The sequence below is a fragment of the Chryseobacterium sp. CH21 genome, assembly GCF_004119445.1.
GTDB lineage: Bacteria > Bacteroidota > Bacteroidia > Flavobacteriales > Weeksellaceae > Chryseobacterium.
In genome coordinates this window covers 101,120-116,775 of sequence record NZ_QICI01000041.1, presented here as the reverse complement: position 1 = coordinate 116,775, position 15,656 = coordinate 101,120, and the positions used below count along the sequence as shown (strand labels likewise).

The following is a 15,656-nucleotide window of genomic DNA, read 5'->3' as shown; positions in this document are numbered from 1 at the left end:
ATAATATATTGGAAGCAGTCTGAATAAGTACTGCTTTGTATTCTCTCAAATCTCTCAAATTCAATCATATTCAAGAAACAAGAAAGGTAACGAAAGGAAAGAAAAATTTTAGAGATCAAAAAAGATTTTCGAAATTCGCCTTGTACAAAGCGTGTATGAGAGTTCTTTTAAATTTTCGTGGAGATTCCGTTGGTTTTTGGGTTTGAAAAATCCCTGAACCTTGTATTGATCAGGGATTGAGGGGTGTAGTTTAGTAGCCTATAGGGGAATCGAACCCCTGTTGCAAGAATGAAAATCTTGAGTCCTGACCACTAGACGAATAGGCCAAATTTTGAGGTTGCAAAGGTAATAATTAACTCTTTAACCTCAAAATTATTCTTTTAAATTATTTGTAGACTTTCTGTATCACTGTGTTTTTGATCCCTTTAGCTTCAAGATCTTTTTGAAGTTTTACAGCATCTTCTAACGTGTATACTTTTCCATACGTGTAATAGAATACACCACTGTCTTTCTCTCTTTCAACATCTTTCAGGTTCTGAAGGATATAAGAATTACCGTTCAGTTTATCACCAGAGTACACTTCTATGGTATAATATCCCATGTTAATCCTTTGGTTAGGCATGAAACCTACAGCAAAAGCATTTCTGAATCCTGCATCTTTAGCAGTTTTAAGATTAATATCTTTCACTGAGGCCATGTTCGTCACAGCGTAGTAATACTTGTACTGTCCGTTTTCTTTAAGGGTAAGAATATAATTCAGTCCTTTCAGAGCAGGATCGTTTTCATTGTATTTTGTTGGCGAACTCATCAATAGAATTCTGAAATCATTTTTCAAAGGAACTTCTGCTGGTTTTTCCGGTTCAGGTTTTTTTACAGCAAAAGAACCTCCTGATTTTCTGTCAACGGCCTTTTTGTAATCAATAATAGCATTATAGATACTTTCCGCAATCTCAGTTTGTCCTTTGTCTGAAGCAATATAGTGGCTTTCTTCCGGATGGTTGATAAATCCTGTTTCTATCAATACAGAGGGCATCGCATTCATACGGAGTACGTGAAGGTTTTTCTGAAAAACACCTCTTGAAGATCTTTTATCTTTATTGACAAAGTTATCTTCCACTAATCCACCCAAAAGAAGACTTGATTCCAGATATTTACTTTGCTGAAGCTTTAAAGCAATTAAGGATTCCGGAGAATCAGGATTATAAGATCCAAAGGTCTGTTTATCCTTTTCATCCAGGAAGATCACATCATTCTCTCTTTTGGCAACCTCAAGGTTCTCATTATTCTGGTTAGGGCCCTGTACATAAGTTTCAGTTCCATAAGCTGTAGGTCTTTGGGAAGAATTACAGTGAATAGAAACAAAAAGGTCTGCTTTACTCCTGTTGGCCAGATTAGTTCTGTCGGATAGAGAAGGATACTCGTCGATTTTTCGGGTATATATTACTTTGAAATCTCTGTTTTTTTCTAACATTGCTCCTACTTTTAACGTAATGGCAAGTGTAATATCTTTTTCCGCTACCCTTCCGATATCAGAATAAGTCCTGTTCGCGCCATGATCACTTCCTCCGTGTCCCGCATCCAGAACGATAGTAAACTTCTTTTGAGAGAAAATAAAGTTACTGGTAAGGAGAAGGAGAAATGATAAAATTATTTTAAAATTTTGTTTGTACATCTTACAGTTATAAAAATTATATTAATTTTGAGCCTTAATTATATAGAATAACATTGGCCAAAACCGTCCTCAAAAATATATTACAAATTTTAATTATCCTAATTTTTAACAATTTTTTAGCACAGAAAACTCCTGAAAAATTGCCTAAAAATGCGGTTAATGATACTATTTCCAAAAAGGATACCATAGTTGTAAAAAAAGAAGCTCTGGATGATATTCTTCGTACAAAAGCTGATGATCAGAGAAGAGATATCCCGAAAAAAATGACTTTCCTGAACAAAAATGCACAGGTAAAGTATCAGGATATGCAGATTGATGCAGATTATATTTCTATTGATGATAATAAAAATCTGATCTACGCCAGAGGAAAACAAGACTCTTTAGGAAAAATCATCGAACCTGTAATTACTACACAGGCCGGAAAAAAATACGAAACCAACGAATTCAGCTACAATACAAAAACCAAGCAGGCGATAGCTTTCAATGCAAGGACAGAAGAAAGCGAAGGGGTAATTATAGCTCAGAAAACTAAAAAATATAACGATTCCGTATTCGCAATGAGAAAAGCGGATTATACAACGGATGATTATTTTATCAAGAAAAAAGATACTGCGGCAGATTATTTTATGAGAGCTTATAATATCAAGCTGATTAAAACCAAAAATAAATCCCAGATCGTTACAGGACCTATTCAGATGTTTATTGAGCAGGTGCCTACACCGCTTTATCTTCCATTTGCTATTTTACCGTTCTCAGCTAAAAGAGCGGCTGGTATCCTGATTCCAAGTTTCGGGGAAAGGGAAGATGTAGGGTTTTTCCTTAACGGAATTGGATATTATCAACCGATTGGAGAACATTTTGACCTTAAAGTTTTGGCTGATATCTATACCAAAGGAAGCTGGAATTTGCGCCCTCAGGTGAATTACCAGAAAAAATACCGTTACTCCGGAAACTTTACGGCAGATATTGGTACCATGGTGAGAGGAATCAAAGGGTTGGATGATTATACTAAAAACAGTACTTATAGAATCAACTGGACGCACTCTCAGGATTCTAAAGCGAATCCTTTCCTTACATTCAGTGCTTCTGTGGATATCGTAAGTACAAAGTTTTACAATAATCCATTGAATAACAACTATATTTTCAACCAGAATGTATTGAATACCCAGCAGAACTCTACGGTAACCCTTACCAAAAGATTTCTGAAACTTCCGATGACCATTACCGGAACGGCTTCTTATTCTCAAAACTTTGCAACAGGACTGGCCGATCTTCGTCTTCCACAGATGAACGTTGCCATCAACCAGTTCTACCTGTTTAAATCAAGAACAGGAATCAGACAAGGACTTCTTGAAAATATTACTGTGAATACCGGCTTCAACCTTACCAACTTCGTAAATACTCAGGAAAACGAGTTGTTTAAAAAAGAAATGTGGGACAAAATGCAGACAGGTCTTAAAAACAATATTGCATTGGCAACCAATACAACCGTGGCAAAATATTTCACTTTCAGCTTAAGTGCAAATATCGACAATGCTTTAACCACAAAAACACTAAACAGATATTACGATCCGATAAAGAATGTAACCGTAGATGAGATTAATAAAAACTTCACGGGATATTCTACATTCTCTACTTCAGCCAGTCTTCAGACAACCCTTTATGGAATGATGAAATTCAAAAAAGGATCTGCGGTAGAAGCAGTAAGACACATGATGACTCCAAGTATTGGTTTTACCTATTCCCCGGATTTCTCAAGTCCTAATTTTGGATATTATAGAAACTATTACAATGCAACCGGAGCGCTGACTCCTTATTCTATCTTCGAAAAAGGAATCATCGGAAGCCCTTCAAGCGGAATGGTGGGGGCTTTAGGTTTCAATATCGGTAACAATATCGAAATGAAAGTAAAGTCTAAAAGTGATTCTACAGGAGTGAAGAAAATCAAAATTTTTGAATCTTTAAACCTTGCAGGAAGCTACAACTTTGCGGCTAAAGATCACCCTTGGTCTGTATTCTCAATCAACGGGCAGTCATCTTTCTTCAATAATAAACTTACCGTAAATACCAGTCTTTCACTGGAACCATATAAAATTGATTTCTCTTCAGGACAAGATACAGGTGTAAGAACAGAACAGTTCGGACACTTCAGTGTACAGGGATTCAATGTTCAGTTATCCTATCCTTTAAGCAGCGAAATTTTTGGAGAAAAGACGGATTATGCTAAAAAATATTCGTCAAAAGGAGAAGTCCGAAATGAAAATTATTATTTTGATGATGATCATTATGCTCACTTTGATCAGGCATGGACTTTAAATGTCAGTGCAAACTATGCTTACTCGAAAGGTTTAAGCCGATTGGCCAATAAAATTGCATCGATTGGGTTGGATGGTAGCATCAAGCTGACCCCTTACTGGAATGTCAACGGAAGTACCCATTATGATATAGTGACTAAGCAATTGGCATATACAAGGATTGGCTTCTCAAGAGATCAGCGAAGTTTTACCATCAATTTCAACTGGGTTCCTTTTGGACAGTATAAAGTATATGACTTCTTTATCGGGATCAAAGCCAATATCTTAAGTGATGCATTGAAATACAAAGACAGAAGCTTTACCCAACCAAATGCACCTTTCTAATATCAGATTGGCATTTGAGAATATAAATTTTATATTTGCAACCAAAATAAATTTTGGTGAAATCACTTTTAAGGAGAATATCTGAGATTGTGAAAGCCTATAACCATAGAAAAAAATAAATATCCGTTATGAAACAAATAATCAACACAGTTAATGCACCTGCAGCTATCGGTCCTTATTCACAAGCTAATATGGCTAATGGAGTTTTATATATCTCCGGACAGATTCCTGTAGATCCTGCAACTGGTAAATTGGTAGAAGGTATTGAGAAAGAAACGCACCAGGTAATGAAAAACCTTGAGGCGATCCTTACTGAAGCCGGTATGACTTTCAAAAACGTTGTAAAAGCTACTATCTTCCTTAAGAGTATGGATGATTTTGCTGTGATGAATGACATTTATGCATCTTATTTAGATTCAGAAAGCTATCCGGCACGTGAAACAGTACAGGTTTCATGCCTGCCTAAAAATGTGGATATCGAAATTTCTATGATTGCACATCAGGATTAATGAATTTTATAAGAAATACAATTGCGGTTCTGATAGGTCTTGGTATTGCAGGGCTTATTATCACTCTTGGTATAAGAGCTTTTCCGCAATGGATCACTTTTGAGGCTTTTGCTCCGTTTGAGCATTGGCAAAGGTTTCTTTTCAGTATGAAAGATGATAAAGCATTTTTCGGCTTCCTGTTGTTTATTTCCGGACTGGGAACTACAATTGGTGGAGTTGCCACTGCTATTATTGTAAAATATGCAAAAGTAGCTTATGCTATTCTGATCGGATTTATTATGCTCTTTATCGCTATGCTGGATGTGATTATATTTCCTTATCATCCTACATTTTATAAAATTTCTATTTTTCTTACTTTTTTCCCGTTTTCCTGGATTGGAGGTAAGATTGTAGAAGTTATTTATGAGCGGAACAAGCAGAAAAGAATTGCTGAGAAAATGAATAAGCCTAAATAAAAAATATAAAAAAACGCTGCAGATTTCTGCAGCGTTTTTTTGATATAAAGAACTAGGATGTTTTCGATTAAGGCATTTTGAATCCTTTTGTGTAGATTCTTCCATAGTCATCCACAAATTTCACCTGTACGTTCCCCTGATATTTCTCAAGGATCTTTTCTACATCTTTCTGTGAATTTACCGGCTTACCATTTATTTCAATGATGATATAGTTGTCTACGATTCCGATTTTAGCCATTTCACTGCCTTCAGATACGCTTTTAGCTACTACACCACTGTTCAATCCGTATTCAGTTTTGAAACGATCTGTAAGCGGGTCAAATTCAGCTCCGATTTTTTCCGTTACGCTAAGATCTGCTTTCGTTCTGGTAGAAGTTCCTCCTTTCTGGTCTCTAAGTGTTACAGAAGTAGTATTTTCTTTACCGTTTCTTAAATAAGTAACCTGTACTTTATCTCCAGGACGTTTACTTCCGATAGACATAGAAAGATCAGCAAAATCTGTGATGTCATAATTATCAATTTTAGTAACAACATCTCCTTTTTTAAGACCTGCATCTTCAGCACCGCTGTTTTCCCCAAATCCTGTTACATAAACTCCCGAACCTACTTTCAGATTCGTTTTGAATTGCTTGTTGTATGAAGTTACCAATTGATCATTAGAAAGATCCAGCGACTGAATTCCTAAGAATCCTCTCTGTACAATTCCGAATTTCTTGATATCCTCAACAATTTTTCTTGCCAGATTGGAAGGTACGGCAAATCCGTATCCCTGATAATATCCTGTAGTAGACTGAATTGCAGAGTTGATCCCGATAAGCTCTCCGTTTGTATTTACCAAAGCACCTCCTGAGTTACCCGGGTTGATCGCAGCATCGGTTTGAATAAAACTTTCAATAGGGTTAGCTGCTTTTCCCTGGCTGCTTAAGATGCCGATACCTCTTCCTTTGGCAGAAACAATACCTGCCGTTACCGTAGAGTTTAATCCAAGTGGGTTTCCTACCGCAAGTACCCATTGCCCAACGTCAATATTGTCAGAATTCGCAAAATTTAAATAAGGAAGACCTTTTTCTTCGATCTTTAATAAAGAGATATCTGTATTAGGGTCTGTTCCTACTAAAGTTGCAATATATGATTTCTTGTTGCTTAATACTACCTCCAGCTTATTGGCACCTGCTACCACATGGTTGTTGGAAATAATGTAACCATCCGGAGAGATGATTACCCCTGAACCCATTCCTGATGGCATATTCTCAGGAGCCTGCTGCTGCTTCTGTCTCTGTTGTCCTCTTCCTCCTCCAAAAGGATCTCCGAAGAAGAAGTCGAACAAGTCTTGCTCTGAAGCTCTGCTTGCTGTTCTGCTTTGATAGTTTTTAATGGTAACTACAGCCGGAACGGTTGTTTTAGCTGCTTTTACAAAATCATCACCTACAGCTCCCGTATTCATTCCTGCAAATGATGTGTTAGGTGCGGCTGTTGTGAAATAAGATTGATCTCCATTATTGGAGCTATGCCCGAAATATTGTAAAGCTCCAACAGTAGTAGCTCCGGAGATTACCCCTACTACTGCAAATGGTAATAGTTTTTTTAAAGTACTCTTCATTGTATATCTTTCTTGTTTATTAATTAATTTCTTTTTATGTTTTTGAGTAAACAAATTTAATGTTAAATAAGTAAGCAATTAGTATGCTATGTTTCAATTTTAACTAAAATTTAACGGCTATTATGTCATTTTATACCTTATGTCATAATTGTTAACGTCAGAGTTAACAAAACTTAAAAAAAAATTAATGAAAATATGGCATAATTAACCCTAAAGTACCATTTATTTTTTATCATTTGTTGTAAATTATTTACTTCTGGCCGCTGTTTGTTAATGACTCGTGATTTGTGTCATCAATAGACTTAATTCTAAAATTCTTATCTTTGCAAAAATTTTATTCTCACTTAAAACGTTTATAGCATGCAACTGTATAACACCTTAAGCGCAGAAGAAAGAGCTCAACTTATTGATGAAGCCGGTAAAGACCGTCTTACTTTGTCTTTCTATGCGTATGCCAAAATCGAAGACCCAAAAAAATTTCGCGACGAATTATTTATAGCCTGGAATGCACTTGATGCCCTTGGCCGTATTTATGTAGCAACTGAAGGAATCAATGCTCAGATGAGTGTTCCTGCAGACCAGTTTGAGGCTTTTCGTGATACGCTGGAAGTCTATGATTTTATGAAAGGAATCCGTTTGAACGTAGCAGTAGATCAGGACAATTACTCTTTTTTAAAATTAACCATAAAAGTCAGAAACAAAATTGTGGCTGACGGTTTGAATGACGAAACTTTTGATGTTACCAATAAAGGAATTCACTTAAAAGCTCAGGAATTTAATAATTTACTTGATGATCCGAATACTATTGTGGTAGACTTCAGAAATCACTACGAAAGTGAAGTAGGTCATTTTGAAGGAGCTATTACTCCGGATGTGGAAAATTTCAGAGAAAGTTTACCGATTATCAACGAACAGCTACAGGATTTTAAAGAAGATAAAAACCTGTTGATGTATTGTACCGGAGGAATTCGTTGTGAAAAGGCGAGTGCTTACTTCAAACATCAGGGCTTTAAAAATGTTTACCAGTTAGAAGGTGGTATCATTGAATATACACGCCAGATAAAAGAAGAAGGAATAGAAAGTAAGTTTATTGGTAAAAACTTTGTATTTGACCACCGTTTAGGAGAGAGGATTACAGATGATATTATTGCACAATGCCACCAATGTGGAAAACCTTGTGATAATCATACCAATTGTGCGAATGATGCCTGCCACCTTTTGTTTATCCAATGTGACGAATGTAAAGCAGCAATGGAAAACTGTTGCTCTGCAGAATGTCTCGATACCATCCATTTGACTTGGGATGAGCAGGTGAAACTAAGAAAAGGACTTCAGGTTGGAAATAAAGTATTCAGAAAAGGAAAGTCTGATGCTCTGAAATTCAAAAACTCCGGAGAATTATCAGATAAACCTTTAGCAAAAGTTGAAACAAAGAATATCCGCCAAATAATTGCTGTCAAAAAAGAATTGATTGGAAAAGCAGAGCATTACTATTCAAAATCAAAAATTGCACAGTTTTTAATTGAAAACAAAGATTTGTCAGTAGGAGATAAAGTATTAATTTCAGGACCTACAACCGGTGAACAGGAAGTTACGATTACTGAAATCTATGCTAACGGAGGTCCTTGTGAAACTGCAAAACCAGGAGATCAGATTACTTTCGAACTTCCATTCAGAGTTCGTTTATCTGATAAATTGTACAGAGTTGTGCAAAACGCATAATCATCATAAGCGATAAAGCTGCGAAAGTTTGTCAGGTAACAATTATTTCAGTTCAAATAACTTAATAATAATGCTTAAAGCTGAGCTTAGAAAAAAATACACGCAAAAAAGAAAAGCCTTGTCTCCAGATGAGGCTTTCTTGTTATCGGAGAAAATTTTTGAAAATTTCATTCAATATTTCAAGCTTGAGAAGCTGGATAAAGTACATGTTTTCATCTCAATTCCGGCAAGAAAAGAAATTGATACCCAAATATTTATTCAATATTTTTTAGCACAGAATATTCGCGTTTATGTGCCGAAAATTGTAGGTGATGAGCTTATTAATATTGAAATCTTTGAAGACTCTGTTTTTGAAACTAATAAATGGGGTATTTCAGAACCTGTTTCCAATGAAGATTCCGGTGAACGTGCTTTTGATTGTGTCATTACACCCTTGTTGTATTGTGACAGAAAAGGAAATAGGGTAGGCTATGGAAAAGGATTTTATGATGGATTATTTCAAAATATATCTATTGAGACAAAAAAAATCGGAGTCAATTATTTTAACCCCGATGAATATGTGGATGATGTCTGGGAAAACGATATTCCTCTTGACTATTTGGTTACTCCTACAGAAGTACTGTCTTTCTTAAGCGGTTTGGAATAGAAATCTAAAAAGTAGAATTTGAATTCTTTTTTGAGTTTTGAAGTAGAAAGCAGGATATATTGCGCGTTCTTTTCAAAGCTTCCCAGAGACTTATTTTTATTGTCAAAATATTCTACATTAAACTTGGCATAGTCTAATGTGTCTTTTTTATAAAATTCTTTATAAACATTCAGGTTGCTCACTTTTGCTGTTTTTGCTTTCATGCTGTCAAGCTCTTTCAGTAATGTTTTAAATGTCAAAGAATCTGGTTTATGGAAGTAGCTTTCCATCTGGGAATAAATAACAGTATCTATTTCGGTATTTCTATTTCCACTTAAGTATAGTGTAGACAGATCCAGAAGTTCCTGTACTTTTTGTTTGGTGATTGAATTAATGGCCTGCATACTATCCATCTGTACGGCTGGATAGCTTTTTTCATTGTTGCTGTTTCGTAGTTTATCGAGGTCGCTTACCTCTGAGGTTTTATTATTACAGGCAGTAAATAACGTCAGAAGCACGGTGAAAATTAAAAAATTATTTATTCTTTTCATCTGTGGTAGCAATTTTAAATTTGATGGATACAATCTTACCGTTGTTATCCTTTTTCATTTCTATTACATTCAGGTTTTTCAGAGAGGTCGTTGGAGTGGTTACCAGAGTGATATATTTCTGTTTATCCAGCCTTTCAATGCCATAGGTGTCATTATCATACACCTGGTAGATGACAGCATTGCTGCTGATCAGGTTCTCCAGCTGATTTCTTTTTTGCTTAATAAGAGCAACCTGCTCATCAGGATTTCCTCCTTTGATATCTTTTATGGAGAAATAATATGCAGCCATTTTATAATCGTCTGGCTTTAGTTCTATTTTTTCCTCTTCAGGAGCATTTTCAAGATTTCTGTTAACTTCCAGAGGTTCGTAAAAAGGAGCACTGATACGCATTTTTAAATTTTTATCCTTGGTAGAATAATAAAAACACTCACCCGGCTTTATTTTATACATCAATGGAGATTCATTTTCCTTCACCACCATTATTTCCAGAGTATTGATCACAGAAACTCCTCTGTCTTTATCAATGAAACAATATTTGTAGGTTTTTGAAAAAAGTACATCTTTAAATCCTAAAAGACCGGTAATGGTAATCAAAACAGAAGTAATCAGTGCCCATGCATTCTTTCTGAAGAAATTTTTCCTGGATGGAGCAGATGAAATTTCAATTTCATTTGTGATTGTTTTGTTTTGTATAACTCGTTGATTTTCAGTATTTGATTTTTGTAAATCAGAGTTTTCCTGTGTCTGAAATTCGATTTTCTTAGGCTGAGTTTCAGTTTTTGGAAGTTCTTGAGCCTCAGAAACTATTTTTTCAAGTTCATCGATTTCTTCCTCTTCAAGATTCTCATTTTCCAGAAGTAATTCGCCGGCAAAAAGATGTTGCTTTTTGAATTCATACCAGGAGTCATAACCTGCATAAATACTCAATAAATTGAGCATGTCTATTCTGGGTAATTTAGTGACTGGCGAGTTTTTGAAATAGGTGTAAAATGACTTTTCACTGATGTTTCCTTTCGCTTTTTTTCGAAGGTCTTCCTGAAAATATATAATATCTATACCCTTCCACTTGGATATGTCATCCTGCGAAGGGGTATGTTCTTTTAAGTATTGACCCTGAACATCCTTTTTTAGCTGCTCAAAGTGTAATAGATCTAAATCTGTCAATTTTTCAAAAAATAATTAAATTGTTGATTATCAGTTATGTTTTTTTGTAAAACTATTTTACAAAGGTATTACAATTATTTTTCATAAACAAACTTTCTAACTGATCTACCTTTGTCTTGTTCAAATAACAGAACAGAAGAAAATTTTATAAAACAATATTAACAAAATTAAATTTAATTTATTATGAAAAAGTCATTATTCGTAGCTGCTATCGCTGCAATCTCTCTAGTTGCTTGTAAAAAAACTGAAGCTACTGCTACTGAAGGTACAACTGATTCTGCTGCTGCTACTGTAGCTGATTCTGCTGCTGTTGTTACTGATTCTGCTGCTAAAGTTGTTGATTCTGCTGCAACTACTGCTGTAGAAGCTACTAAAGATGCTGCTGCTGCTACTACTGCTGCTGGTGCTGAAGTTGCTAAAGATGCTGCTAAAGGAGCTGCTGACGCTGCTAAAGGAGCTGCTGATGCTGCTAAAGGAGCTGCTGATGCTGCTAAAGACGCTGCTAAGAAATAATTCTAGCATAAGCTTAACAATAAAGGAACCGTTTCACCCAGTGAAACGGTTTTTTTATGCTTAGTCATTGCGAGCCGAAGGCGAAGCAATCTTACTTGTAACAATATGAAATAAGAGTTTTGAAATAAAGTAACTGTATTTAACCCTTCTTTTGCTTTAAAGATTCATAGCAGGTAATTGCTACCGCATTGCTTAAATTTAAAGAATCAATGCTGCCCGCCATAGGAATAAGCGTGTTTTTTCCTTTTCCAATCCAGAAATCACTTAATCCCGAATGTTCAGTACCGAATAATACAGCAGAACGTTGTCTGAAATCCCGCTTATAAAGATCTTCAGCAGTTTCATCCATAAGGGTAGTATAGATATTGAAACTGTTTTTCTGTAAGAATTCCAATGTTTCCTCGTTTTCAGCCTGATATACTTCCATCCCAAAAAGACATCCTACACTGGATCTGATCACATTGGGGTTGTAAAAATCGGTTTTCCATCAGCCACAATCAGTGCATCTACTCCAAAAGCTTCGCAACTTCTTAAAATAGCTCCAAGATTTCCTGGTTTTTCTACACCTTCAACAATAATCACTGTAGAATTTTCTTTAGGAACAAAGGAAGAAAGCAGAGGTTCTTTTGCATGGTAAATCCCAATAATTCCTTCAGAACTTCCTCTGTAAGCTATTTTTTCATATACTTTTTCACTTACATAATTTATTTTTACATCGGGAAGACTTCCTTTAAAGATATTTTCACAGATAAAGAACTCCAGCGGTTCAAAATCATACTGCATAGCTCTTTCATTTTCCTGCTGGCCTTCTACTACAAAAACTTTTGATTTTTTACGGAATCTGTTGTCAGTAAGGAGCTTAGTGACGTTTTTTATTTTATCGTTTTGAAAACTTTCTATCAACATGCTGCAAAATTATGCAAAATTTATGATTGAACTTCTCTGGTTTTGATAAAAAGGGTTTTCCAGGTTATTTCAATTGGAATTTTATTTTTTCTCTTATAATAGACGATAACTGCTATCAAGACAGCAATTGAGATGAATTTATACAGATTTCCATAGAGGTTTCCGGAAACATTTTCCGAGACATTAAAAATTTCCCAGTACAGATTCATAAAGAAATGAAGAAAAATAGCAGTCCATACATTATACTCCGATTCAAAATATGCCCAGGCGAAGAATATTGATCCTAAAAATGTAATGGTAAATATTTCGGTAAGTTCTATTAAGTTCTGACTTTGATACAAATGTACCTGTGCAAAAAGTAAAGATCCTGATAATGCGGATGATAAAAACCCAAGCCGGGTAAAACGGTATAGTATTCCGATAAGAAAAGCCCTGAAAATAATCTCTTCAAAAAATGCTGATGAAAGAGTATTGATAAACAGGGATTCAAAATTTATTTTAGAGATTGTTTTAAAATGAATCAGGTATCCAGTGAGCATAGGAGTAGTTCCGGTAAATGATACCATAAATCCTTTGGTAATGGGTTTGTTTAATGAGAACAAATCAAGGATATTTCTTTGGGGTAACAGAATTTTTAATGTGGCTATCAATGGAATTAATGTTACCGAATAAGCAATTATATGGGCTATTGCTTTACTGTGAAACAAATCTTTTGAGAAAGTTTGTATGGTTTTAAAAAAGAGAAAATCGAAGAAATAATAGGCTGTAAACCCTAGAATAAAGATGAAAAAGAAGCGGATGTTTTTACTCATGTCTGTTAATTTTGAGCAAAAATGTAGCTTTAAATCAATGCTTTCAACTTAATGTGATCAATGACAAAGAATAGTGACGAATGACAAAATTATGAATGCTGCTGTTGCAATTGAGGAATAATTGAAGGAATAAAACTTCTTGAAACAGGAATTTCAAAATCAATTTCCGGAAGAATTAATTTATAACCCTGAGCATTTCCTTTGAGTTTCTTTACCCTTCCAAGGTTGACAATATAAGAACGGTGACATTTTTTGACAGAACCTGTTTCGATTTGTTGTAAAACATTGGATAAACTTATTCTGATCAATACTTTTTGTAAGCTGTTGTTCTCTACAAAGTAAAATGTGCAGTAGTTTTCCATGGACTGAACGCAAAGAAAATCTTTTTCATTTATGATAAGCTCGGTATTCTGTGCCGTTATTTTTAACAGGTTTTGTCGTTGTTCAGGAGGCGAAACGGGAAGGTGTTGAGAAATATCGCGGGCTTTCTTTTCATGATTATTCTTTAAATAGATGTACCGTGATAAAATATAGATGATAGAAATAGGAATTCCGACAGCCAAAGTATACAGGAACATATAAAAGTAATTGACTACATCCAGCTTTACATGGCTCAAGAATAATGAATTGTAAAAGTAGGATAGAACGGAACCCATACATAGAATGAAAGTTATTTTTAAAAGTTCCGCACCAATATTCCAGTTGCTGAAACGGGAAGTGATAAGATTAGCAATAAAAAATGCCATTCCAAAAATAATGCAATAGGGGAAAAGTAGTAAAAACTTGTAAGGATGCTGAAAGTTTTCCGTACCAAAAGGCTGAAAAATAATCAGAAACAGATAGACAGCAACTCCTGCTCCCAATGAAGAAACGAAAATTTCCTTGAAAGATTCGGATTTGGGGTATGGATATGCTGCAAATGAAAACATAAAATCCAGGATTTAGCTTTCCGATGGTTCAATAAGATTGCTGTTGTCGATAAGACTTTGAGGCAGGTCTTTTTTATTTTTGATCCCTAATGACTTCAGTTTTTGAGTCTGAATTACAAGGTTGTCATTTCCGGTGTGGAGCTGTTTGTAGGCATCATTGAATACATTTTTTGCCTGATCCAGATTTCGCCCTACTTTCTCTAAGTTGTCTACAAAACCTACAAATTTATCGTAAAGTTTGGCCCCGCGTTCAGCTATCTCCATAGAGTTTCTGTTTTGATGTTCACGTTTCCAAAGATCTGCAATAAGCTTAAGAGAAGTAATTAGGTTGCTTGGATTAAGTAAAAGGATTCTTCTTTCATAGGCATAGTTCCAAAGGTTCTGGTCTGCCTGCATTGCCGCAATATAAGCTGGTTCACTCGGAATAAACATCATCACGAAATCCATAGATTTGTCATAATCATCATAGGCTTTTTGACTGAGTTGTGAAATGTGGTTCTTGATAGATCCAAGGTGTTGGCTTAGTTTGATGGCATATACGTCAGGATCGGTTTCATCTACCAATTCTGTAAAAGCAGTCAGTGATACTTTAGAATCGATGATGACATTTCTTTCATCCGGATATTTTATAACGGCATCCGGACGCATTTTCTTTCCGGAAAATTCTGAGAATAGAGCGTTGTTATCTTCATCACGCAATTCGTGCTCAAGGAAATATTCTCTTCCTTTTACCAATCCTGATTTTTCAAGAATACTTTCCAGAATCATCTCACCCCAGTTCCCCTGAGTTTTGCTTTCTCCTTTCAGGGCACGGGTCAGTTTTTTGGCATCATCGGAAATCTGCTGGTTCAGTTCTGCCAGTTCTTTCACTTTTTCTGCAAGGTAAAATCGTTCTTTATTTTCCTTTTCGTAAGCCTCATTGACTTTGTTTTTTAAGTCAGCGATTTTCTCCTGAAAAGGTTCAAGGATGTTTTTTAAATTATTTTGGTTAAGAGTGGTAAACTTTTCTGTTTTTTCTTCTAAAATTTTATTGGCAAGGTTTTCAAACTGAAGTTTAGAATCTTCCTGAATCTTAACAATTTCTTCTTTCTGAGTATCAAGAGATTGTTGAAGACCTTCATTTTTTGCAGAAAGCTCAGAGTTTTTGTCAAAAAGGGTCTGTTTTTCAAGAATATGGGTGTCTATCTGAGAGGTCTGTCTCTGATTGGTTTGTTTTAATTCCTGAAACTGAGTATTTAATGAAAAATATTCGGCAGAGATTTTAGAGAATTCATTTTTCAGATCATCCAAAAGATCCTGCTGCAGCATATTAGATTCTTTCTCTTTACTGATAATTTGATTAAGTTCCTGAATTTTCAGATATGAATTGTCAAGATCAGACTGAGTTTTTATAGATAAGGTGTTCAGTGTATCATAAGAACTTCTTGAAACCATTGATGATTTCAATACAAAATATAATATAACTGCTCCAAGTACACCGCCGGCAATCAACCCAATAATTAAATATATCATCTTCCAAAATTATGAAAAAAGGCTGGAAGAATGAAGAGGGATGCTG

Annotated in this window: 13 protein-coding genes, 1 tRNA gene and 1 pseudogene; 6 read left to right on the top strand and 9 right to left on the bottom strand. The window is 35.2% G+C overall.

The window, feature by feature from the left end; translation table 11 throughout:
- Positions 1 to 254: 254 nt before the first annotated feature.
- Together BOQ62_RS07665 and BOQ62_RS07660 are read right to left on the bottom strand one after the other, a co-directional pair.
- A tRNA-Glu gene (locus tag BOQ62_RS07665) sits at positions 255 to 326 on the bottom strand.
- 59 nt (positions 327 to 385) lie between these two features.
- Positions 386 to 1,672 (bottom strand): N-acetylmuramoyl-L-alanine amidase, encoded by a 1,287-nt coding sequence (locus tag BOQ62_RS07660; RefSeq protein ID WP_129038402.1) that lies wholly within the window; start codon positions 1,670 to 1,672, stop codon positions 386 to 388.
- A gap of 53 nt (positions 1,673 to 1,725) precedes the next feature.
- On the opposite strand from BOQ62_RS07660, the gene BOQ62_RS07655 reads away from it, so the two are divergent.
- From BOQ62_RS07655 to BOQ62_RS07645, 3 genes are all read left to right on the top strand, one after another.
- The gene (locus BOQ62_RS07655; RefSeq protein ID WP_129038400.1) at positions 1,726 to 4,311 is read left to right on the top strand and encodes a putative LPS assembly protein LptD; all 2,586 of its coding nucleotides are present in this window, start codon (positions 1,726 to 1,728) and stop codon (positions 4,309 to 4,311) included.
- 128 nt (positions 4,312 to 4,439) lie between these two features.
- Positions 4,440 to 4,820 (top strand): RidA family protein, encoded by a 381-nt coding sequence (locus BOQ62_RS07650; protein ID WP_034694591.1) that lies wholly within the window; start codon positions 4,440 to 4,442, stop codon positions 4,818 to 4,820.
- The gene (locus tag BOQ62_RS07645; RefSeq protein ID WP_129038398.1) at positions 4,820 to 5,275 is read left to right on the top strand and encodes a hypothetical protein; all 456 of its coding nucleotides are present in this window, start codon (positions 4,820 to 4,822) and stop codon (positions 5,273 to 5,275) included. The genes BOQ62_RS07650 and BOQ62_RS07645 overlap by 1 nt, the downstream gene beginning before the upstream one ends.
- A gap of 67 nt (positions 5,276 to 5,342) precedes the next feature.
- On the opposite strand, the gene BOQ62_RS07640 is transcribed toward BOQ62_RS07645, so the two are convergent.
- Positions 5,343 to 6,875 carry a trypsin-like peptidase domain-containing protein gene (locus BOQ62_RS07640; protein ID WP_129038396.1) on the bottom strand — a complete coding sequence of 511 codons (1,533 nt, stop codon included), beginning with the start codon at positions 6,873 to 6,875 and terminating at the stop codon, positions 5,343 to 5,345.
- A gap of 360 nt (positions 6,876 to 7,235) precedes the next feature.
- Between BOQ62_RS07640 and BOQ62_RS07635 the strand changes: the two genes are divergently transcribed.
- Positions 7,236 to 8,597 carry a rhodanese-related sulfurtransferase gene (locus BOQ62_RS07635; RefSeq protein WP_129038394.1) on the top strand — a complete coding sequence of 454 codons (1,362 nt, stop codon included), beginning with the start codon at positions 7,236 to 7,238 and terminating at the stop codon, positions 8,595 to 8,597.
- Between the two features lie 118 nt (positions 8,598 to 8,715).
- Positions 8,716 to 9,243 (top strand): 5-formyltetrahydrofolate cyclo-ligase, encoded by a 528-nt coding sequence (locus BOQ62_RS07630; protein ID WP_262708313.1) that lies wholly within the window; start codon positions 8,716 to 8,718, stop codon positions 9,241 to 9,243.
- Here the strand turns inward: BOQ62_RS07630 and BOQ62_RS07625 are convergent.
- Both BOQ62_RS07625 and BOQ62_RS07620 read right to left on the bottom strand, forming a co-directional pair.
- Positions 9,192 to 9,773: a hypothetical protein gene (locus tag BOQ62_RS07625; protein WP_129038390.1), complete on the bottom strand. Its 582-nt coding sequence runs from the start codon at positions 9,771 to 9,773 to the stop codon at positions 9,192 to 9,194. The two genes, BOQ62_RS07630 and BOQ62_RS07625, sit on opposite strands and share 52 nt — an antisense overlap.
- Positions 9,757 to 10,938, bottom strand: a complete 1,182-nt coding sequence (locus tag BOQ62_RS07620; protein ID WP_129038388.1) for a hypothetical protein — start codon at positions 10,936 to 10,938, stop codon at positions 9,757 to 9,759. The genes BOQ62_RS07625 and BOQ62_RS07620 overlap by 17 nt, the downstream gene beginning before the upstream one ends.
- Positions 10,939 to 11,121: 183 nt before the next feature.
- Between BOQ62_RS07620 and BOQ62_RS07615 the strand changes: the two genes are divergently transcribed.
- A complete protein-coding gene (locus tag BOQ62_RS07615; protein WP_129038386.1) occupies positions 11,122 to 11,451 on the top strand; it encodes a hypothetical protein in 330 nt (109 codons plus the stop codon).
- A gap of 139 nt (positions 11,452 to 11,590) precedes the next feature.
- Here BOQ62_RS07615 and BOQ62_RS07610 read toward each other — a convergent pair.
- From BOQ62_RS07610 to rmuC, 4 genes and pseudogenes are all read right to left on the bottom strand, one after another.
- Positions 11,591 to 12,357, bottom strand: a pseudogene (locus BOQ62_RS07610) (TrmH family RNA methyltransferase).
- 20 nt (positions 12,358 to 12,377) lie between these two features.
- Positions 12,378 to 13,169 carry a CPBP family intramembrane glutamic endopeptidase gene (locus tag BOQ62_RS07605; RefSeq protein ID WP_129038384.1) on the bottom strand — a complete coding sequence of 264 codons (792 nt, stop codon included), beginning with the start codon at positions 13,167 to 13,169 and terminating at the stop codon, positions 12,378 to 12,380.
- Between the two features lie 89 nt (positions 13,170 to 13,258).
- Positions 13,259 to 14,098: a LytTR family DNA-binding domain-containing protein gene (locus tag BOQ62_RS07600; RefSeq protein WP_129038382.1), complete on the bottom strand. Its 840-nt coding sequence runs from the start codon at positions 14,096 to 14,098 to the stop codon at positions 13,259 to 13,261.
- A 12-nt stretch (positions 14,099 to 14,110) separates the two neighbouring features.
- Positions 14,111 to 15,610, bottom strand: coding sequence for a DNA recombination protein RmuC (rmuC, locus tag BOQ62_RS07595; protein ID WP_129038380.1), 1,500 nt, complete (start codon positions 15,608 to 15,610; stop codon positions 14,111 to 14,113).
- Between the last annotated feature and the right edge of the window lie 46 nt (positions 15,611 to 15,656).